This is a genomic window from Lactobacillus helsingborgensis, from assembly GCF_003173695.1.
GTDB lineage: Bacteria > Bacillota > Bacilli > Lactobacillales > Lactobacillaceae > Lactobacillus > Lactobacillus helsingborgensis.
The window spans coordinates 1068069-1090688 of sequence record NZ_CP029544.1 but is presented as its reverse complement, the minus strand read 5'-3'; the positions used below and the strand labels follow the sequence as shown (position 1 = coordinate 1090688).

Annotated in this window: 19 protein-coding genes; all 19 read left to right on the top strand. The window is 37.7% G+C overall.

Going from position 1 to position 22620, the window contains the following annotated elements; translation table 11 throughout:
• Positions 1-75: 75 nt before the first annotated feature.
• The 19 genes from pyrH to dnaJ all read left to right on the top strand — a co-directional run bounded on the left by pyrH (position 76) and on the right by dnaJ (position 22484).
• Positions 76-810 (top strand): UMP kinase, encoded by a 735-nt coding sequence (gene pyrH / locus DLD54_RS05150; protein ID WP_038522975.1) that lies wholly within the window; start codon positions 76-78, stop codon positions 808-810.
• Entirely contained in the window at positions 803-1360 is a 558-nt protein-coding gene (gene frr / locus DLD54_RS05145; RefSeq protein ID WP_109918480.1) for a ribosome recycling factor, read from the top strand. Before pyrH ends, frr begins: the two co-directional genes overlap by 8 nt.
• A 4-nt stretch (positions 1361-1364) precedes the next feature.
• Positions 1365-2099 (top strand): undecaprenyl pyrophosphate synthase, encoded by a 735-nt coding sequence (locus tag DLD54_RS05140; RefSeq protein ID WP_038522970.1) that lies wholly within the window; start codon positions 1365-1367, stop codon positions 2097-2099.
• 8 nt (positions 2100-2107) lie between these two features.
• Positions 2108-2905 carry a phosphatidate cytidylyltransferase gene (locus DLD54_RS05135; protein ID WP_109918479.1) on the top strand — a complete coding sequence of 266 codons (798 nt, stop codon included), beginning with the start codon at positions 2108-2110 and terminating at the stop codon, positions 2903-2905.
• 10 nt (positions 2906-2915) lie between these two features.
• Positions 2916-4172, top strand: a complete 1257-nt coding sequence (gene rseP / locus DLD54_RS05130) for an RIP metalloprotease RseP (RefSeq protein WP_109918478.1) — start codon at positions 2916-2918, stop codon at positions 4170-4172.
• A 26-nt stretch (positions 4173-4198) separates the two neighbouring features.
• Positions 4199-5899: a proline--tRNA ligase gene (locus DLD54_RS05125; RefSeq protein ID WP_109918477.1), complete on the top strand. Its 1701-nt coding sequence runs from the start codon at positions 4199-4201 to the stop codon at positions 5897-5899.
• Between the two features lie 5 nt (positions 5900-5904).
• Positions 5905-10212, top strand: coding sequence for a PolC-type DNA polymerase III (locus DLD54_RS05120; protein WP_109918476.1), 4308 nt, complete (start codon positions 5905-5907; stop codon positions 10210-10212).
• Between the two features lie 105 nt (positions 10213-10317).
• Positions 10318-10791: a ribosome maturation factor RimP gene (gene rimP, locus DLD54_RS05115; RefSeq protein WP_046327226.1), complete on the top strand. Its 474-nt coding sequence runs from the start codon at positions 10318-10320 to the stop codon at positions 10789-10791.
• Between the two features lie 18 nt (positions 10792-10809).
• The gene (nusA, locus tag DLD54_RS05110; protein ID WP_109918475.1) at positions 10810-12054 is read left to right on the top strand and encodes a transcription termination factor NusA; all 1245 of its coding nucleotides are present in this window, start codon (positions 10810-10812) and stop codon (positions 12052-12054) included.
• 17 nt (positions 12055-12071) lie between these two features.
• On the top strand, positions 12072-12368 hold the full coding sequence (gene rnpM / locus DLD54_RS05105) for an RNase P modulator RnpM (RefSeq protein WP_109918474.1): 297 nt from the start codon (positions 12072-12074) through the stop codon (positions 12366-12368).
• Between the two features lie 2 nt (positions 12369-12370).
• Positions 12371-12682, top strand: coding sequence for a ribosomal L7Ae/L30e/S12e/Gadd45 family protein (locus DLD54_RS05100; protein ID WP_046327224.1), 312 nt, complete (start codon positions 12371-12373; stop codon positions 12680-12682).
• A 4-nt stretch (positions 12683-12686) separates the two neighbouring features.
• Positions 12687-15323, top strand: coding sequence for a translation initiation factor IF-2 (gene infB / locus DLD54_RS05095; RefSeq protein ID WP_109918473.1), 2637 nt, complete (start codon positions 12687-12689; stop codon positions 15321-15323).
• A gap of 20 nt (positions 15324-15343) precedes the next feature.
• Complete coding sequence (locus DLD54_RS05090) at positions 15344-15706, top strand: ribosome-binding factor A (protein ID WP_109918472.1); 363 nt, start codon at positions 15344-15346, stop codon at positions 15704-15706.
• Positions 15707-15750: 44 nt separating this feature from the next.
• On the top strand, positions 15751-16644 hold the full coding sequence (truB, locus tag DLD54_RS05085; RefSeq protein WP_109918471.1) for a tRNA pseudouridine(55) synthase TruB: 894 nt from the start codon (positions 15751-15753) through the stop codon (positions 16642-16644).
• An 18-nt stretch (positions 16645-16662) separates the two neighbouring features.
• Positions 16663-17595 (top strand): riboflavin biosynthesis protein RibF, encoded by a 933-nt coding sequence (ribF, locus tag DLD54_RS05080; protein ID WP_109918470.1) that lies wholly within the window; start codon positions 16663-16665, stop codon positions 17593-17595.
• A 135-nt stretch (positions 17596-17730) separates the two neighbouring features.
• Positions 17731-18780, top strand: a complete 1050-nt coding sequence (gene hrcA, locus DLD54_RS05075) for a heat-inducible transcriptional repressor HrcA (protein WP_109918469.1) — start codon at positions 17731-17733, stop codon at positions 18778-18780.
• A 12-nt stretch (positions 18781-18792) separates the two neighbouring features.
• Positions 18793-19380 (top strand): nucleotide exchange factor GrpE, encoded by a 588-nt coding sequence (gene grpE / locus DLD54_RS05070; RefSeq protein WP_109918468.1) that lies wholly within the window; start codon positions 18793-18795, stop codon positions 19378-19380.
• An 18-nt stretch (positions 19381-19398) separates the two neighbouring features.
• Positions 19399-21261 carry a molecular chaperone DnaK gene (gene dnaK / locus DLD54_RS05065; protein WP_046327220.1) on the top strand — a complete coding sequence of 621 codons (1863 nt, stop codon included), beginning with the start codon at positions 19399-19401 and terminating at the stop codon, positions 21259-21261.
• Between the two features lie 80 nt (positions 21262-21341).
• Complete coding sequence (dnaJ, locus tag DLD54_RS05060) at positions 21342-22484, top strand: molecular chaperone DnaJ (protein ID WP_109918467.1); 1143 nt, start codon at positions 21342-21344, stop codon at positions 22482-22484.
• The last annotated feature ends 136 nt before the right edge of the window (positions 22485-22620 follow it).

Below are 22620 nucleotides of genomic sequence, written 5' to 3'. Positions count from 1 at the left end.
TCTCTCTTTTATTTCTAAGTCCACATTTGCAGTCTTTATATGGTAGAATAACTAAAGTTAATAGAGGAGGTTGTCATGACTAAAGTTAAATATAAGCGAGTAGTTTTGAAAATTTCTGGTGAAGCTTTAGCTGGAGATGAAGGAACTGGCATTAGTCCTACTGTAATTGGGCATCTGGCAAAAGAAATCAAGTCGGTGCATGATTTAGGCGTTGACATCGGTATCGTATGCGGAGGCGGTAACATGTGGCGCGGAGAGACTGGTGCCAAACTAGGTATGGAACGCTCACAAGCAGATTATATGGGTATGCTTGCCACAATAATGAATGGTTTAGCCCTTCAAGATGGTCTTGAGCATATTGGTGTTCCTACTAGATTACAAACTTCTATTGAAATGAGACAGATTGCTGAGCCATACATTAGAAGAAAAGCTATTCGTCACTTGGAAAAAGGACGAGTGGTGATTATGGGTGGAGGTACAGGAAACCCATATTTCTCAACTGATACTACAGCAGCTTTAAGAGCAGCTGAAATCGGGGCAGATGTAATTTTAATGGCCAAGAATGGAGTTGATGGAGTCTACTCTGCTGATCCAAAGATTGACCCTAATGCTAAAAAGTACAGCGAACTTTCCCAATTAGATATTATCTCTAAAAACTTAAAAGTCATGGATAGAACCGCCAGCTCACTTTCAATGGATACAAACATACCGCTTATTGTTTTCAATGTTAATACTGAAGGCAATATTAAGAAGGTTGTCATGGGTGAGAATATCGGCACAATGATTGGAGGAGAAAAAAATAATGAATAATGATGCAATCAAAAAAGCTCAGGAAAACATGAAAAAGTCGATTACCGTCTTTGAGAAAAACCTGAGCTCTATTAGAGCAGGTGTAGCTAATGCTGCCTTGCTTGAAGGTGTTAAAGTTGATTATTATGGTGCACCGACACCGTTAACTCAAATGTCTAGTGTGACTATTCCTGAACCAAGGGTTTTACTAATTACACCCTATGATCAAAATAGTCTTGATAATATTGAACATGCTCTGTTAGCATCTAACCTAGGTTTAACACCAGCAAATGATGGCAAAGTCATTAGGTTGGTAATTCCACAATTGACTGGTGAAAGACGCCAAGAAATTGCTAAAGAAGTAAATAAATTGGCTGAAGAAGGCAAGATAGCTATTAGAAATGTTCGTCGTGATGCAATGACGAGCTTGAAAAAACAGCAAAAAGACGATGAAATAACTGAAGATGAGCAACGTAATCTAGAAAAGCAAGTACAAAAGGTTACTGATGATGCAACCAAAAAGGTTGACAAGCTTGCAGAGGAAAAACGTAAGGAAATTACTCAAGGCTGATTAGATGGCAGAAAAAAAGAATCAATTGAACCATTTGGCTATCATTATGGATGGCAATGGTCGCTGGGCTACTAGGCAAGGCAAGAAACGCATTGCAGGTCATTATGAGGGCATGAATAATGTTAAAAGAATTACTTTGGCAGCTAATGAACTGGGAATAAAGGTTTTATCTTTATACGCATTTTCCACTGAAAATTGGGCCAGGCCAAAAGAAGAAGTAGCTTATCTCATGAATTTACCTGTACGTTTTTTTGATAAATTTATGCCTACATTGATGAAGGAAAATGTCAAAGTCAACATTATGGGTTATTTGAATGAATTGCCATCTAAAACTTATGATGTTGTGCAAAGAGCGATGGCTGAAACTGCTAATAACAGCGGACTTGTTTTAAACTTTGCGTTTAATTACGGCTCAAGAAGAGAAATTACGACGGCTGTTAAAGAGCTAGCTACTTTAGTTGCGACAGGTTCAATTTCTGCTGCTGATATTGATGAAAAAATGATTTCTCAAAGATTAATGACAGCAAGTCTTGGGCAATATAGTGATCCAGATTTGCTCATTAGAACCTCGGGTGAACAAAGAATTTCCAATTTCATGCTTTGGCAATTGGCATATTCTGAGTTAGCTTTTAGCGAGAAAAATTGGCCGGATTTTACCAAGGAAGATTTGGTAAAATTGGTTGAGGACTTTCAAAACCGTCATCGCCGTTTTGGTAAAGTTGATGAATCAGATAGTTAGGTAATTTTATGAAACAACGTGTGATCACAGCAGTAATTGCTTTAATATTATTTATTCCTATTGTCGTTATGGGCGGGCTCTGGATGGACTGGCTCACTGTTGCTTTTGCAGCCGTAGGAATTAGTGAATTCTTTTTAATGAAAAAGCAAATATTAGTTTCAGTAAACTTTTTATTAGCTTTATTAGCGACAATAACCTGGGCAGTACCTGATAGTTTTATTAACTCACTGCCATTTCATTGGACTAAATACGGCATCTATTTTGCTCTCATCATGTTGATGCTGACTTGGACAGTTTTAACCAAGAATAATACTTCGTTTGATGACGTAGCTGTTTATACGTTAGGCTCACTATATGTTGGTACGGGTTTTCATTACATGGCAGGCATTAGAAATTCCAATAATGGACTTGCGCTACTATGCTACGTTTTTGTAGTTGTTTGGTTGACTGATACCGGTGCTTACATGATTGGACGTAAAATAGGTAAACATAAGCTATGGCCTGTTATTAGTCCCAACAAAACTTGGGAAGGATCAATCGGAGGTACAGTTTGTGCCGTAATTTGTGCCGCAATTTATGTTTACTTTGTTGACTTGCACCATCCACAAGTTGAAATGATAATTTTTGCATTTGTTTTGTCAATTGTAGGACAAATGGGCGATTTAGTTGAGTCCGCCTATAAACGCTATTATGGTGTTAAAGACTCTGGCAAAATCTTGCCTGGTCATGGTGGTATTTTGGATCGCTTCGATAGTATGCTATTTGTTTTACCCGTATTTGCAGCTTTACTAGGAATCATACACTAGGAGGGTTCTTGTGAAAGGTATACTTATCTTTTTAGTTGTATTTGGAATATTGGTCTTTGTACATGAATTTGGGCATTTTATCGTCGCAAAGAAATGCGGTATTTTAGTGCGTGAATTTTCTATCGGCATGGGTCCTAAACTTTTTCAAGTTCGACGCAATCCTACTACATATACCATCCGCTGGCTTCCTTTAGGAGGTTATGTGCGTTTGGCAAGTAAAGATGATGACACAACTTTAGCTCCCGGTATGAGAGTGGTTTTGCAACTTAATCAGCAAAAAGAAGTAGTTAGGATTGATGCATCCGAATCAGATGTACCTATTGCTGGCATTCCTTTGCAAATTACTAAAGTTGATCTGGTAGATGCACTATTAATTTCCGGATATGAAAATGGTGAAGAAGATAAGCTGGTCACTTATCATGTCAACCATGATGCCACCATTATTGACCAATCTAAAACAGAATTGATTATTGCACCCAGAGATACGCAATTCCAAGAAGCAAATGTTTGGCAAAAACTGGCAACCAATGTTGCTGGTCCCTTAATGAATATTATTTTGGGATTTGTAGTTTTTCTGATTTGGACTTTTACAGTACCAGGTCCAGCAACTACTACAATTGCGGAAGTTTTGCCCAATTCACCGGCTGCAAATGCCCAAATTGAACCCGGTTCACAAATAAAGGCAGTTAATGGTCATAAAATAAATTCTTTTGCCCAAGTTTCTACAGCAATCAATAACAGCAAAGGGAAAAAAGTGACCGTTACGTTAACTAAAGATGCACAAAAAAAGACGGTATCCTTAAAGCCAAATCCTGTTAAAGTTCAAGGACAAAAAGTTTATCAAATTGGTATTGGAGCCAAAGGTGATGAAAGAGTAGGAGCAAAGTTTAAGCGTGGCTGGGATACAGCGGTTTCGACTACTGGTTTGATTTTTCAGGCAGTTGGAGGGCTTTTTAGACATTTTAGTTTAAATAAACTCTCAGGACCAGTAGGAATTTATTCACAGACTTCGCAAGTATCACAAATGGGTTTTACCTATATTCTGGCTTTCTTAGCTATGATTTCAATTAACTTGGGCATTGTCAATTTAATTCCAATACCAGGTCTTGACGGCGGCAAGTTTTTACTGAACATTATAGAAATTTTCAGAGGTAAACCAATTTCTGAAAATCACGAAGCAATGGTTGAATTAATAGGCTTCGGCTTACTACTTATTTTAATTATTGCAGTTACGGGTAACGACATCTATCGCTACTTTATTAAATAAAAATATTAATTTGGGAGAGAAATTTAATGCGACAATCTAAATTATTTATGCCGACTTTAAAAGAAGCACCAGCAGATGCTGTAGCTGAAAGTCATAAACTTATGCTCCGGGGCGGCTATGTTCGTCAGGTTACAGCTGGAGTTTATGCTTATTTGCCTTTAGGCTACAGAGTACTAAGTAAAGCCGAGCAAATAATGCGGGAAGAAATGGCAAAGATTAATGTGCCCGAAATGGCAATGCCAAATTTATTACCCGCTACCCTATGGGAAGAATCAGGCAGATGGCAAAAGTATGGTCCGGAAATGTTTAAATTGAAGGACAGACATGGTCGTCAAAGTCTGCTTGGGCCAACCCATGAAGAAACATTTACTAATATTGTTGCTAAAGATTTAAAAAGCTATAAGCAAATGCCTATTGCTCTTTTCCAAATTCAATCTAAATTTAGAGATGAAAATAGACCTCGTTTTGGTTTATTAAGATCGCGTGAATTTATCATGCTTGACGCTTACAGCTTTGCTGCTACTAAAGAACAGCTTGATCAGCAATTTGATGATGAGAAAAAAGCTTTTACGGCCGCTTTTGAGCGTTGCGGCTTAAAGGTTACTCCTGTGATAGCCGATTCCGGCACTATGGGAGGCAAGAACTCAACTGAGTTCCAGGCTCCCGCAGCAATTGGTGAGGATACTATTGCGACCAACGAGACTGGCACCTATTCAGCCAATTTGGAAATGGCATGCAGTATTGACACGTTCAAGCAAGAAAAAGAGGAACCGGGTCAATTAGCAGAAGTTGCAACTCCTGAACAAGAGAATATCGCAGACTTGGTTAAATTTTTAAATATTCCAGCAACTAGAATTGTTAAGAGTGTGCTTTATGTTGCTAATGAAAAAGAAAACATCCTAGTCTTGATTCGTGGTGATAAAGAGGTCAATGAAGTAAAATTAAAGCATTTACTTGATGTTGACTCACTAAGGATTGCTACTGATGAAGAATTAGCAAACATAACTGGCGTTGGTAAAGGCAGCGTTGGTCCACTTAAAGCTGATTGGGCTGATAAAGTAGTAGCAGATAATACTGTTAAAAATCTATATAATGTTGTTGTAGGCGCAAATAAATCTGGTTACCAAATTAAAAATGTGAATTTAAACCGTGATTTTACTCCAGACCTATTCGGAGATATTCGTGTTGCTAATGAAGGTGAACCAGATCCAATTGATCATTTACCATTAAAATTCACAACTACTATTGAAGTAGGACACATTTTTAAACTGGGAACCTATTACACTAAAGCTATGGGCGCTAACTTTTTGGATCAAAATGGCAAATCGCAACCAGTTATTATGGGTTCATACGGGATAGGCGTTACCAGAGTTTTGTCTGCTGTTATTGAACAACATTTGACTCCAAATGGTATTGCTTGGCCAAAAGAAATTGCTCCATTTGATTTGCATATTGTGCAAATGAAAATGAAAGATGATGATCAAACTTCTTTAGCTCAAAAACTTGAAGAAAAATATAGTGCTAAGTATGATGTATTATATGATGATCGCAATGAACGAGCAGGCGTCAAATTTGCTGATGCTGATTTACTAGGTGCTCCAGTGAGAGTAACGGTTGGTAAAAAAGCCAGTGAAGGAGTAGTCGAGGTTAAAAAGCCTACTGAAGATAAAGCTACAGAAATGACATTGTCCGAATTGGACGATTTTATTAATAAAGAGTTAAGGTAATTTTCGTGACTGATAAAAATAAACTATTTTTAAGGTTATTGCAGCAGATAAAGTTTCCGCAAGAATTTGCAGATAATGATTTACTGCAAAAAGGCGAAATTGAGAACGTGGATGTTTACGCTAAAGAACACAGGTGGGATATCCATGTTCTTTTTACTACACCGTTAAAATTTGAAACTTATAATGCTTTAAATAAGGCAATAACAGCCAATTTTTCCTCATTTGTCAATACTCGTTTATTTGTGCGTTCTCAAGATGGGTCAGATGACTACTTAACTGATTACTGGCAGTTTGCTGTACAAAACTCTAACGCATTGCAGCAGGTAGCGCGTGAATTTATTTCAAGTCATAAACCAGAAAAAGAAAATGGTCGCTGGGTCATTCCTGTAGACAATCTAATTGTTGACGGCTTGTTGGAACAAGGAATGCTTGACCAATTAGCTGAAGAAATGAGAAATTTTGGCTTTTTTAACTTAAAATTTGTGACAAAAGTAGACGAGGAGAATTCACAAAATAATTTAGCCAGTTTGCAAAAATTGCAGCAGCAGCATGAACAGAATATGCAGGAAAAATATGATGCTGCACCGCCTCAGGAAAAACCAGCTCCTACTTCTTTTCCAACCAAAAAGACCCGTTACGGTAATCGTAAGCTAGATGAAAGTATACCTGTTTCTCAAATAAAAGAAGTTACTGACGGAAGTAGAAATGTAGTTATTGAAGGCAATATTTTTAACATTTCCAGTCGTGAACTTAAAACCGGCTCACTACTTTTTACTGGAGAAATAACAGATTATACTGACTCAATTTCATTTAAAAAATTTATTTCTGATGATGAGCAGATTCAAAGCATGCGGGATGTGAAGCCAGGAACTTGGGCTAAAATGCAGGGCTCTGCGTCACAGGATCAGTATAGCCATGATATTGTATTTAACATTTCGTCATTTGAAGTGGTAAAGCATATAGGTAGGACTGAAAAATTTCAGGGTGATGAAAAAAGAGTTGAGTTGCACTTACATACGAATATGAGTCAACTCGATGCTACGAATACTGCAACGGATTTTGTCTTAGCGGCTAAAAAGTTTGGTCAAAAAGCAATAGCAATAACAGATCATGCGGACGTACAAGCTTTTCCGGAAGCATATAATGCGGGCAAAAAAAATGGCGTAAAAATAATTTACGGCGTGGAAGCAAATATGATTGACGATCACGCTTTGCTGGTTATTAATCCAGCTTCGATGACATACAAAGATCGTGAATTTGTTATTTTTGACGTTGAGACTACTGGTCTTTCATCGGTTTACGATACAATTATTGAAATCGGCGCCGTAAAAATGAAAAACGGAGAGGTGTTAGAAAGGTTTGACAAGTTTATCAATCCGCATCACCCGTTAAGTGAGCAAACTATTAACCTGACTTCAATTACTGATGAAATGGTAGGAGCAGCTGATGATGAAGCTGTAGTAATTAAGCAATTTCAGGATTTCTATGGCGATCGTCCTCTTTGCGGGCATAATGTCCAGTTTGACGTGGGCTTTGTTAACGCGGCCTTGAGACGAGCCCATCTAGCAGAAATTATCCAGCCCGTGGTTGATACGTTGGAAGTATCACGTTTGCTTCATCCGGAACAGACAAGACATACATTAGATTCCCTTGCTAAAAAGTATAATGTTGTCCTTGAGCACCACCACAGGGCTAATCAAGATGCGGAAGCAACAGGATATTTAATGTTTAAGCTTTTAGATGCTTTTAACAAAAAATACCATGAAGATGATTTAGGCAAAATGAATGATTATGCTGCTCATGGTCAAGTGTTTAAAAGGGCACGTCCACAGCACATGACTATTCTGGCTAAAAATCAGGCTGGTTTAAAGAATATGTACCGTTTAGTTTCAATTGCCAGTACCAAAGATTTTTACCGCATTCCGCGCACACCTAAATCTGATTTGGTAAAAAATCATGATGGTCTGCTCTATGGTTCTGGTTGCTCAGAAGGCGACGTCTTTGTGGCAATGATGCAGAAAGGTTATGATGAAGCTCGGAAAAAGGCCCGTTTTTACGATTATTTAGAAATACAGCCACCAGCTAATTATTCTATTATGATTGAAGATCATTTAATTGCCGATGAAAAAGAGCTGGAAGAAATTTTAACTAATATCTATAAACTCGGAAAAGAACTGAATAAACCTGTTGTTGCCACTGGGGATGCACACTATGTTGAAGAACACGATGCTATTTACCGGACAATTTTAATTTCAGCTCAACGCAGTAATCCAGATCGTAACAAAAAACAGCCTGATATGCATTTTTATACCACGCAGGAAATGCTTGACGCCTTTAGTTTTTTAGGTGAAGAAGTAGCAAAAGAAATTGTCATCACTAATCCTAATAAAATTGCGGCGTCTATTGAAGAAATTTCACCGATAAAAGATGGACTTTACCCACCGCACATCGATAATGCTGATGAAGAAATGAAGCATTTGACATACGATAAAGCACATGAACTATATGGTGATCCTTTGCCTAAAATCGTGCAAGATCGGCTTGATATGGAACTTAATTCCATTATTTCCAATGGCTACGCTGTCATTTATTTAATTTCACAGCGATTGGTAGCTAAATCAAATAAAGATGGTTATTTGGTTGGTTCGCGGGGTTCTGTCGGTTCCAGTTTGGTTGCGACAATGTCTGGTATTACTGAGGTCAATCCATTACCACCACATTATCGTTGTCCGCAATGTCAGTATTCCCAATTTTTTGAAAATGGTGAATATGGTTCAGGTTATGACTTGCCTGATAAAAAATGTCCTGATTGTGGCGCAAAGTTGGTTAAAGATGGTCAAGATATTCCGTTTGCTACATTTTTAGGCTTTCATGGTGATAAGGTTCCTGATATTGATTTGAATTTCTCTGGTGACTATCAACCGGTAGCTCATAACTTTATTCGCGTAATGTTTGGTCCGGCAAACTCGTATCGTGCCGGCACAATAGCTACAGTAGCCGATAAAACGGCCTATGGTTACGCCAAGCATTATGATGAGGAGAAAGAATTAAATTTGCGTGGAGCTGAATTAGACCGACTTGCAGCTGGTGTCAGCGGTGTCAAACGCACAACTGGCCAACACCCGGCTGGTATTGTTGTAGTTCCAGATGATATGGATATCTATGATTTTACGCCTGTTCAGTATCCTGCAGATGATGTTAATGCTGCATGGCTGACAACACACTTTGACTTTCATTCAATCCATGACAACATTCTAAAATTCGATATTTTAGGTCATGATGATCCTACTATGATTAGAATGTTGCAAGATCTTTCTGGAGTTGATCCGTTAACTATCCCACCTGATGATCCAGGAGTGATGTCACTTTTTTCCAGTCCTAAAATTCTCGGCGTAACGCCAGAACAAATTCAGTCAGAAACTGGAACATTAGGTGTGCCGGAATTTGGTACTAGATTTGTCCGGGGCATGCTGGAAGAAACTAAGCCGACTACTTTTTCAGAATTACTGCAGATTTCTGGACTATCACATGGTACTGATGTTTGGCTGGGAAATGCTGAAGAATTAGTCAATAATGGTACTTGCAAACTGAAGGATGTTATTGGTTGTAGGGACAATATCATGATGGACTTAATTCACTGGGGCGTTAAACCTGAAGTAGCTTTTTCCACAATGGAATCGGTACGTCATGGTCGCGGAATTAGTGACGATGACATGGCTGTATTAGAGCAAAATGATAAAATACCTGATTGGTATATTCCATCATGTCTGAAAATTAAATATATGTTTCCTAAGGCACACGCTACTGCCTACATTTTAATGGCTTTAAGAATTGCCTGGTTTAAAGTTTATTATCCTGAAATTTATTACACAGCTTATTTTTCAGTTCGGGCTGACTTGTTCGACTTGGTGGCTATGAGTCATGGTAAAAATACTGTTAAAAAGGCAATGGCTGATATTCAAAATCAGGGTAATGATGCCTCAGCAAAAGATAAAAGTTTACTCACAGTCCTTGAGATTGCTAACGAGTGCCTAGAGCGCGGAATTAAAATTAAAATGGTTGATATTAACCAGTCTGAAGCCACTAATTTTAAAATAATTGATCAGCATACAATTTTGGCACCATTTAATGCCGTCCCTGGATTAGGCAATAATGCTGCAAAACAAATAGTCGCTGCCAGAACTGAGCAAAAGTTCTTGTCAAAAGAAGACCTGGCAAACCGAGGCAAGGTATCTCAAACAATTATGGATTATTTGGAAGAAAATGAAGTATTGGCGGGAATGCCGGAACAAAATCAGCTTTCACTCTTTTAAGTTTTGCAGTAATAATATAAATGTGATATACTTTGATAAAGAAGTTCGAATAGATAATTCGGAGTGAGCAGTTCTGCTCACTCTTTTTATTACGGAGGAAAGTACTTGGCGAAAGTTAAAGATTTTGTTCTTGATGAAATAAGACCAATTATTGCAAAGCGCAATGATGAACTTGTGGATACTGAATACGTTAATGAAAAAGGTCAAAACTATTTAAGAATTTACGTTGACCGTGAGAATGGCATTGATATGGATGAAATTGCAGCCTTAAGTGAATTAATTTCAGCTAAACTTGACCAGCTGCAACCAGATCCTTTTCCAGATCCATACGTATTGGAATTATCATCTCCTGGTATTGAAAGACCAATAAAAACTGCAGCCGATTGGCAAAAGGCTCTAAATCAATATGTTCATGTCAATCTTTACCAGAAAGTTGAAAAACAAAAAGAATATGAGGGAACTTTAAAGTCATTCACTGACAGCGAAATCGAACTTGTTGTTAAAGTTAAAACTAGGAAAAAAGTTTTATCGCTTCCCCGTAAATTAATTGCGAATATTAGATTTGCAATTGAGTTTTAGAAAGGTTGATTAAAATTTATGTCTAAAGAAATGCTTGAGGCGTTTGCTACTTTAGAAAAGACAAAAGGTATCAAACAGGATGTGATTGTTGAGGCCATCAAAGCAGCGCTGGTAGCGGCATATAAGAAAAATTATAATCAAGCTACTAATGTGATAGTTGAGTTTGATGAGCGCAGAGGCGACTTTAAGTTAATGACCGAAAAAACTGTCGTTGAAGAAGTTCATGATGAACGATTGGAGATTAGTTTAAAGGATGCTTTAACCATTAATAGGGCTTATGAACTTGGTGATAAAATTAGATTCGAAGTCGCACCTAAAAACTTTGGCCGGATAGCTGCACAGACTGCTAAACAAGTTATCATGCAACATTTGCGAGAAGCTGAAAGAAATCATATCATTGATGAATATTCTCAATATGAAGACGAATTAATCACAGGTACTGTTGAAAGACGTGATAATCGTTTCGTTTATGTTAAAATTGGTAATGTTGAAGCAGTAATGCCTCGAAATGATCAAATGCCCGGTGAAATTTATAATCCTCAAGATCAAATTCGTGTATTGGTAACTCACGTTGGTTCTGATTCTAAGGGTGCGCAAATTACGGTTTCACGGACTGCACCGGATATGGTCAAGAGACTATTTGAACAAGAGGTGCCTGAGATATATGATGGCACGGTTGAAATAGTTTCGATTGCTCGTGAAGCTGGAGACAGAACTAAAATTGCGGTAAAATCTAATGACCCTAATATTGATCCTGTCGGTACCTGTGTTGGTCAAAGAGGTGCGCGGGTACAAAATGTTGTGAACGAACTTGACGGTGAAAATATTGATGTAGTCAAATATGAAGATGATCCGTCTGACTATATTGCCAATGCTCTTAATCCTGCGGAAGTAATTGCTGTGCAATTTGGAGATGAAGATGATGAAAAGAGTGCTTTAGTCATTGTTCCTGATTATCAATTATCGCTGGCAATTGGCAAAAAAGGTCAAAATGTCCGTTTGGCAGCTAGATTAACTGGTTATAAAATTGATATCAGACCAGAGTCTGAAGTAGAATTTGTTGATGAAAGCAGTGCCCAAGCAGAAGAGGAGAACAAAGAAGCTGAAAATTCTACCACTGATGATACTGTTTCACCTGAAGTACAAGATGATGCTGTAGATGATGAAAATACTAATGAAGAATTGACATCTGAAGAAGCAGAAGTTCCGGATGAACATGAAGAAGCCACAGATGAGGAAACAGTAGATTCTACTGAAGATTAGCATAAGAGGTGAGCTTTTTGAAAAAGAGAAAAATTCCGATGAGAAAAGATCTGTTAACAGATACTATGCAACCAAAAAAAGAATTGGTGCGCATCGTAGTTGACAAAGAGAAAAATGTCTCGGTTGATCCAACTGGTAAGAAACCGGGTCGTGGAGCTTATGTTTCTCTAGATCCTGATCAAATAAAAAATGCTCAAGAAAAAGGACTTATTGAACGTAGCTTAGGAACTAAGATTCCAGCAGAATTTTATGACGAGCTATATTCATACGTTGATCATCAAAAAGCTAGAAAAGAATTGTTTGGTGATAATTAAATTTGCAAAATAGACAAAAAGCATTAAATTTGCTGGGATTAAGTCAAAAAGCTGGTAAATTAGTTTCCGGCTTTGAAGTTGTTTCAATGGGTGTTAAAGCCGCAAAAGTTAAACTGGTTATTCTCGCTCAAGACAGTCAAACTGACACAAGCAAGAAAATTACTAATTTGGCTCAAAAATATGAAGTTTCTGTTATTACAGAATTTAATAGTACGGAAATTTCACAAGCAATTGGTAAAAAACGTAAGGTTTTAGGAATAACTGACATCGGTTTCTGCAAAGCATTATTACAAAAAATTAATGAAGGAGTGTGATTTGATGACTAAAACAAGAATTTATGAATTGGCAAAAGAATTAGGCATCGATAATAAAGCTGTCGTTAATAAAGCTAAAGAACTTGGTTTCGATGTTAAAAATCATATGTCATCACTTGAAGATTCACAGGTAAATCAAATAAAGGGTAGTTTCCGTAGCTCCGCTCCCGCGAAAAAGCAAGAAAAACCTGCAAAAAAGAGTAGTAAAATTAAAATTTCTGTTACCTCAATACGCAAAAATGAAAAAAAGCATGAAGAAAATAATGGCAACAGAAATAATAGAAGAAATAATCAGCATAGAGCAAATAACCGGACAAGGCAGGGGCAAGACCGCAATAAACAACGATCAAATCCAAGCCAAAAAGTTTCTAAGCCGGTCGCACAAGACCTGCTTAAACAACTAAAACAAAAACAGCGAGTTGAAGAAAATACGTTAAACCGTCAAACTGAAAAAGCTCAAAAATCTTATAGTAATGAGCAGAATAAAAAGACCAGCAATGAAGGCAGAAAAACTGTTTCAAAGCCCGAAAAAGAAAATAAAGTTGTCAAATCAGAAACTACCACTCCTAAAGTGACAGGTCCTAAGATTATCAAACCTTCTCCGGCAAGAATGAAGAAGCAGCAAGATAATAATACTGTTCATAAAGAGAAAGTATTAGATACTACTGCAGCTCCTGAACCAGCAAAAGAAGAAAAGCGTCGTGGTAATGGTCATGGTCGTAATTCTGGTAAACCTGGCAGAAAGGGTAGAAATCAAGCTTATGGTGCAAATAATTATACTAAGCACCAAGAGAAACATAAGCGTAAGAATAAGAAAAAGCAGTTTGAACAAGTTCCTAAAAAGCAGCCTACGCAAAGAAAAGAACGTCCTTTACCAGAAACGCTAGTTTATGAAGTAGGGATGAATGCCCAAGATCTAGGAAAGATATTGCACCGGGAACCAGCTGAAATAGTTAAAAAACTATTCATGTTGGGAGTGATGACAAATCAAAATCAATCACTTGATAAAGATGCGATTGAATTAGTAGCAGCTGAATACAATATTAATGCAAAAGAAAAAGTTCATGAAGATATTTCAGATATTGATACTCTTTATGATAAGAGAATGGCTGCTTCTAAGGAATCTAAGCACCAGACCAAACGTCCACCTGTAGTTACGATTATGGGTCACGTTGATCACGGTAAGACTACTTTACTTGATCGTTTGCGTCATACGCACGTCTCTGCACATGAAGCAGGTGGTATCACTCAAAAAATTGGTGCTTATCAAGTAAGAGTTGATAACCAACCTATTACATTTTTAGATACTCCAGGACATGCTGCATTCTCAAACATGCGTGAACGTGGTGCTGAAATAACTGATATTGTGGTATTGGTTGTTGCAGCTGATGACGGTGTAATGCCACAAACTATTGAAGCAATTGATCACGCTAAAAGTGCCAAGGTGCCAATTATTGTTGCAATCAACAAGATGGATGTTCCTGGGGCTAATCCAGAGCACGTCACTGAACAGTTGATGAAATACAATTTAATTCCTGAAAGTTATGGTGGAGACACTATTTTTGTCAATATTTCTGCTAAAACAGGTGAAAATGTTGATGAATTGCTGCAAATGATCTTATTGCAAGCAGACGTTATGGAATTGCAAGCCGATCCTAAACAAAAAGCAATCGGAACAGTTATTGAAGCACGACTTTCTCGTGGTCGGGGACCTGTTGCCGACCTTTTGGTTCAACAAGGAACTCTAAAAGTAGGTGATCCTATTGTTGTCGGTAATCGCTTTGGTCGTGTCAGGGTAATGACTAATGATCGCGGACGCCAAGTTGAAAAAGCTACTCCTTCAATGCCAGTAGAAATTACTGGTTTGAACGATGTGCCTGAATCAGCTGATAAAATTGTAGTCTTTGACGATGAAAAGACGGCAAGAAGTGTCGGTGAGCAAAGGGCACAACAGGCATTACAACAATCCCGTGAAAATGTGCAGCATGTTACCCTTGATAACTTGTTTGACACCATGAAGAAAGAAAATATGAAGGAAGTTGACGTTGTCTTAAAGGCTGACGTACAAGGTTCAGCTGAAGCATTGCAACAGTCACTTGAAAAGATCGAAGTTGAAGGCGTCCGCGTTAATATTATTCATGCCGGCGTTGGTGCGGTTAACGAATCAGATGTTACTTTAGCAGGTGCCTCGAATGCGTTCATCATCGGCTTTAACGTCAGACCTACAGCTACTGCCAAGTCACAAGCAGAAGCCGATGGCGTTGATATTCGTCTTTACAGTATAATTTATAAAGCTATTGATGATGTCAAGGCTGCCATGAAGGGTATGCTTGAGCCAACTTATGAAGATAAGGTTGTCGGTAATTTAACAGTACGCGAGACTTGGAAGGTTTCTAAAGTAGGAACAATTGCCGGTGCTTTTGTGGACTCAGGCTATGTTTCTAAAGATTCTACAGTTAACCTAATTCGTGATGGTGTAGTTATCTATACTGGTAAAGTGGCTTCTCTAAAACGGTTTAAAGATGATGCCAAAGTTGTCAAACAGGGTTTTGACTGTGGTCTAACCATCGAGAACTATAATGATATAAAAATCGGTGATGAATTAGAAGCGGTTGAAAAGCAGGAAGTTAAACCTGAGTAAGATTAACTAGGAGGAAAAACATGAAACACAGAATTGGTCGTGTTGAAGGAGAAATCCTCCGTGAATTAACGAAAATTTTGCGCAAAAATATTCGTGATCCACGAGTTAATGATGTTACAATCACAGCGATTGAATGTACTAATGATCTGTCTTATGCTACTGTCTATTACAGCATTCTTACAGAAGATTCTAAAAAAGAAGAAGAAGCTGCTGCCGGATTGAATAAGGCTAAAGGAATGATGAGACACCTTTTGGGTCAAGTCCTAACTGTTTACAAAGTTCCAGAGCTGATTTTTAAAAGAGATAATTCGGTTAAATATGGTAGTAAAATTGATCAATTGATCGCTGAAGTAAAAAAGCAGGATGCAAATCGTAATAAGTAAGAAAAGCGCTGTTGGGCGCTTTTTTCATGGTTAAGGTAAACATAATGATAAACGGTATTTTAGTGATAGATAAAGATCAGGGCATGACGAGTGCAGATGTTGTCTATCATTTACGCAAGGTGTTGCACATTAAAAAAATTGGTCATGCTGGGACTCTTGATCCAGATGTTACAGGCGTATTGCCTATTGCAATTGGTCAGGCTACAAAATTGATTGAACTAATGCATCGACAAAATAAAAAATATGTTGGGCAAGGAATTCTAGGCTTTTCTACTGATAGTTGTGACACTAGTGGGAAAATATTAAGCTCTCAGAAACTCACTCAAAAAATTGCGGCAACTGAAATTAAAAAAGCAATGCAGGAATTTACCGGAGAAATCGAGCAAGTGCCGCCAATCTACTCTGCGGTGAGAGTGAATGGGAAACATCTCTATGAATATGCCAGAGCCGGCATAAGTGTTGAGCGACCTAAGAGAAAAGTGCATATCACTAATTATGAACTTGAACAGGAACCATTTTTTGATGACGAAAAAGGTCAAGAAACTTTTAGTTTTCAAATAGAATGTAGTAAGGGTACGTATGTAAGGTCATTAGTTAATGATCTGGGAACTAAGCTGGGTGTACCAGCAGTGATGAAGACTTTAAGGCGTACAGCAAGTTCGGGTTTTGATTTGGAGCAGGCAGTTAAATTGTCTACAATAATTGAGCATCCTGAACGCGTCACTGAATTTATTCAGCCATTAGATGCTTTTTTCAAGGACTATAGTCACTCTGATCTCAGTGAAACGGATTGGACTAAGGTCAAAAATGGCGCTGCTATTTCCTTGAAAACGAATGCAAAAAAGGTGGCATTACGGTACAATAATAGCGTTAAGGCAATTTATCAGAAAGATGGTACCATGTATCGCCCTTATTTAATGCTTTTACAAAATGAATAAGTGAATGAAGGTCTTATTATGGAAATAATCCATTTAACATATCCCATTAAGAAAAATATCTTCCCCCAGAAAATAGTTCTTGCTTTGGGTTTTTTCGACGGCGTTCATCGGGGACACCAAGAAATAATAAAAGCTGCTAAAAAAAAGGCGCAAGCAAAACATTTACCTCTTGTTGTGATGACGTTTGATCGCCACCCCAAAGAAATTTATCAAAATAAAAACGTTACCTACATTGATACCTTGTCGGAAAAGGCATATAAAATGCAAAAGCTTGATGTCGATTATTTATTAGTAATGCACTTTAATAACGCATTTTGCCAGCTGACGCCACAAGAATTTGTGGACGAAATCATTGTTAAATTGCGCACTGATACTGTCGTTGCCGGCTTTGACTATACCTATGGGCCCAAAAATATAGCCAATATGAAAAACTTCCCTGAATTTGCTCAAGGCAGATTTGCTATAGTTGATGTCCCGAAACAGTCTTATGACGGAGAAAAAATTGGTTCAACGGAAATAAAAAAGGCGATTAGTGCTGGAGAAATGGAATTAGCAGCTAAATTGTTAGGTTTTCCTTATCTAATGTCTGGCTATATTGGACATGGGCTGCGCAATGGGCATAAATTAGGTTATCCAACGGCAAATTTAATTTGGGAGCCCAAAAAAGTAGTCCCTAAAGTAGGAGTTTATGCCACCAAAACTAAAATTAGAGGAAAATGGTATGACTCTATGACAAGTGTTGGTTATAATGTCACTATCAATGATGGTCAAAAACTATATATTGAATCAAATTTATTTGGTTTTGATCAAGAAGCTTATGATGAGGAAATGCTAATTAAATGGTATAAGTATACCCGTGGCGAAATTAAGTTTGATAGTTTGAAGGAATTAAAAGAGCAGATGAGTCAGGACAAGTCAGAAATTAAAAATTATTTTGTAAATCATAAGTAATTATATTATCAGACTTAAAAGATAACGGTTTTTAATAAAAAAGTTAGCACTCAGCTTGACATTCTGCTAAAAGCTAGTATCATAATAATTGTTAGCACCTGAGAAGATTGAGTGCTAAAAGTGAGGGCGATATTTATGTTGACCGAACGTCAAGAATTAATTTTAAAAACAATTATCAATGATTTCACGCAGACACATGATCCTGTTGGTTCAAAAACAGTCATGAATCAGTTGCCAATTAAAGTTTCGAGCGCAACAATTCGCAACGAAATGGCCGTTTTAGAAGAAAAGGGCTTAATCGAAAAAACCCATTTGTCAAGTGGTCGTGTTCCTTCTACTGAAGGGTACAGGTACTACCTTGATAACTTGGTAGAGCCCTTACAAATATCTTCTTCTGTTTATAAGAGAATCATTAATCAACTAGATCAGCCATTTCATCAGGTAAATGACATTGTGCAGGAAGCTGCCAAAATTTTGTCTGATTTGACTAATTACACTGCTTTTGCGGAAGGTCCTGAAAATAGTGATTTAACTATTTCAGGATTTAGAATAGTCCCGCTTTTTAGTAGACAAATAATGGCCATTCTAGCAACTAGTGACGGTGATGTTCATAATCAAGTCTATACGTTACCATATAATGTTCATGGTGATGAGATTGAACGTGCCGTTCGAATGATTAACGATGAATTGGCAGGTAAAACTCTAAGTGAAGTAACACCTGAATTTCTGGAACAGACTTTAGGTAAAAAACTTAAAGTTAGTCATGTTGCCGAATTAATTGAATTGGTAAAAGATGTTATTAGTGATGCTGCTAGTGAGCAAATGTACGTTGATGGTCAGATTAATTTGCTCAATAATATTTCTTTAAGCGATGTTTCTAATTTACGTTCATTATATGAGTTGATTGAGCACAATGATTTGATTTCAAGTATTTTGAATAGTGAAACAAGTTTAAAAAGTGATAGGTACCCAGTAAAAGTAAGTTTAGGCTCTGAACTTTCAAATGACTTGTTAAAAGATTACAGTCTGCTTACAGCTGAGTACAGTGTCGGCTCACATGGCAAAGGCATAATAGCTTTACTTGGACCTGATAACATGCCATATTCACAAGTAATAGGACTCCTTGAATACTTTAGAAACGAGTTAGCAAAAAAGTTGCTTGAATATTATGGTAGATTTAAATAAAGGAGGTTAGCCTTGAGTAAGGAAGAAAAAACCAAAAAAGACGTAGATGAAAATCAACGTCATTCTGAGAAAACCCAGTCACCAAAAACAGATTCAAAATCTGAGGCTAACAAGAAAACGAAGCTTGAAACTTCAGAAACAAAAATTAAAGAAAAATTGACTAAGTTACAGGCGGAAAAAGATGATCTTGAAGATAAGTTCTTGCGCAGTCAAGCAGAAATGCAAAATATGCAAAATCGTTATAATAACGAGAGAGCACAACTTATTAAATATGAATCACAGTCTTTGGCTAAAGATGTTCTGCCAGCAATGGACAATTTAGAACGAGCTTTAGCTACCAAAGTTGATGACGAAGCATCAAAGCAACTTAAAAAGGGTGTACAAATGACCCTTGATTCACTGGTTAAAGCGATGAAGGATCACGGAATTAGTGAAATTACAGCTGAAGGTGTAAAATTTGATCCTAATTTACATCAGGCTGTTCAAACAGTTGCTGCTGAAAATGACGATCAAAAAGATCATGTTGTGCGAGTTTTGCAAAAGGGTTATTTATACAAAGATCGTACTTTAAGACCAGCAATGGTTGTTGTAGCACAATAATTGAAAGGAAGCATATCAATGTCAAAAGTTATCGGAATTGACCTCGGAACTACCAACTCAGCGGTTGCTGTTCTTGAGGGTAAGGAACCCAAAATTATTACTAACCCAGAAGGAAATCGGACAACTCCTTCAGTAGTAGCTTTCAAGGATGGAGAAATTCAAGTCGGTGAAGTTGCTAAGAGACAAGCAATTACCAATCCTAATACTATTTCTTCAATTAAGCGCCACATGGGTGAAGCTGATTATAAGGTGAAGATTGGAGATAAAGCGTACACTCCGCAAGAAATTTCAGCAATGATCTTGCAGTATATCAAGAAATTCTCCGAGGATTATTTAGGTGAAAAAGTAACAGAAGCCGTTATTACAGTTCCTGCATACTTTAATGACGCCCAACGTCAAGCTACTAAGGATGCTGGTAAAATTGCTGGCCTTGATGTTAAGAGAATCATTAACGAACCTACTGCATCTTCCCTTGCTTACGGTCTTGACAAAGATGCTGAAGACGAAAAAGTTTTAGTTTACGACCTCGGTGGTGGTACTTTTGATGTTTCCGTTTTGCAATTAGGTGACGGTGTGTTCCAAGTTCTTTCAACTAATGGTGATACTCACCTTGGTGGTGATGACTTCGATAACAAGATTATTGATTGGTTGATTAAGAACTTTAAAGATGAAAATGGTGTTGACCTTTCTAAAGATAAAATGGCTTTACAAAGGTTAAAGGATGCTGCTGAAAAGGCTAAGAAAGATCTTTCTGGTGTATCTTCAACTCATATTTCATTACCATTCATTTCTGCTGGCGAATCTGGTCCATTACACCTAGAAGCTGACTTAACTAGGGCAAAATTTGATGAATTAACTTCTGACTTAGTTGATAAGACTAAGATTCCGTTTGACAATGCGTTAAAAGATGCTGAATTAACAGTTAATGATATTGACAAGGTTATTTTAAACGGTGGTTCTACTCGTATTCCTGCTGTGCAAGAAGCTGTTAAGAAGTGGGCGGGTAAAGAACCTGATCACTCAATTAACCCAGACGAAGCTGTTGCTTTAGGTGCTGCTATTCAAGGTGGTGTCATTTCTGGTGACGTTAAGGATGTTGTTTTACTTGATGTAACTCCTCTTTCACTTGGTATTGAAACTATGGGTGGTGTATTTACCAAGTTAATTGAGAAGAATACGACAATCCCAACCTCCAAGAGTCAAATCTTCTCTACTGCTGCTGATAATCAACCAGCTGTTGACGTGCACGTATTGCAGGGTGAGCGTCCAATGGCTGCTGATGACAAGACTTTAGGTCGTTTCGAATTAACTGATATTCCAGCAGCTCCTCGTGGTGTGCCACAAATTCAAGTTACTTTTGATATTGACAAGAACGGTATCGTTAATGTTTCTGCTAAGGATATGGGAACCGGTAAAGAACAAAAGATTACTATCAAGAGTTCATCCGGTTTATCCGATGAAGAAATTAAGAAGATGCAAAAAGAAGCTGAAGAACATGCTGAAGAGGATAAGAAGAAGAAAGAAGAAGTTGACCTACGTAACGAAGTTGACCAATTAATCTTCTCCACTGAAAAGACTCTCAAAGATGTTAAAGGTAAAGTATCTGATGACGACACCAAGAAAGTACAAGATGCACTTGATGCTTTGAAGAAGGCACAAAAAGACAACAATTTGGATGAAATGAAGTCTAAGAAAGATGAATTATCCAAAGTTGCTCAAGACCTAGCAGTCAAATTGTACCAAGCTAATGGTGGGGCTCAAGGTGCACAAGGTCAAGCCGGTCCACAAGCGGGTCCCCAAAATCCTGGTTCACAAGATGGTAATTCAGGTAGCGGTTCCGCAGGTGAAGGCGAGTTTCATAAGGTAGACCCAGATAAGTAAAGGGTTTATAATTGAATAAATTAGAAAAGAACTGCCAAGAAAAGTAGTTCTTTTCTTTTGTAAAGTTAAGGAGCTTATAGATGGCACAAGAAGATTACTATAGCGTGCTTGGTGTTGATCGTAATGCCAGTGATAAAGAAATTACCTCTGCTTATCGTAAACTTGCCAAAAAATATCACCCCGACTTAAATCACGAACCGGGTGCGGAAGAAAAATATAAAGAGGTTAATGAAGCCTACGAAGTCTTACACGATAAACAAAAGAAAGCCCAATATGATCAATTTGGTTCTGCAGGAGTCAATGGTCAAGGCGGCTTTGGTGGTGCGGGCCAAGGATATGGTGATTTTGGCGGCTTCGGCGACTTTGGTGATATTTTTAATGATTTCTTCGGTGGTGCAACAGGAGCTAACCAGCGTCGTGCTAATCCAACAGCACCAACACGTGGTGAAGATTTAGACTATACTCTGACAATTGATTTCATGGATGCTATTACCGGCAAAAAGACGCAGGTTTCTTACACTCGCAGTGAAACTTGCCCAACTTGCAAAGGGAATGGGGCAGAAAAAGGCACACACCCAATAACTTGCGATAAGTGTAATGGTAGTGGCTATATGACTGTTACGCAGAAGTCTATGCTAGGTGTAATTCGGCGCCAAACTGTATGTGATAAGTGTCATGGTCGAGGTGTAATTATTGAACATCCTTGTCAAACCTGTCATGGTAATGGAGTAATTGATGGTAAAAATACCATTGAAGTTAATATTCCCGCCGGAATTGATAACGGTCAGCAGTTACGTTATGATGGCCAAGGCGAAGCTGGTAAAAATGGTGGTCCTTATGGCGATCTTTATATCAGCTACCGCATTAAGCCTTCAAAAGAATTCGAACGTAAAGGAACGACTATTTATACCACAGTGCCAATTTCATTTGCCCAGGCAACATTAGGCGATGAAATAAATGTCAAAACTGTTCATGGGAATAAAAAGTTAAAAATTCCTGCTGGTACTCAGCCAAATAAAGAATTTACTTTGCATGGCCAAGGTGTTCCTTATTTGCGCGGCAGTGGTAATGGCGATCAAATTACTACTGTTCAGGTACAAATACCAAAATCAATTAACGAAAAACAAAAGCAGGCTTTAGTTGAATTTGTTAAAGCTGGAGGAGGCTCAATTACCCCTCAGGAAAAAGGCTTTTTTGAAAGATTAAAAGAAAAATTACAGTAATAAGAAGAGTCTGGGAAAAAACTCTAACCTAACTAAAAAGGCTGGCAAATCACGTCAATAAAACGTTGATTTGTCGGTCTTTTTAATTGTAAAATTTTTTAATTTAACTTCAAAGAGCACTTTTTTCCCAGACTCT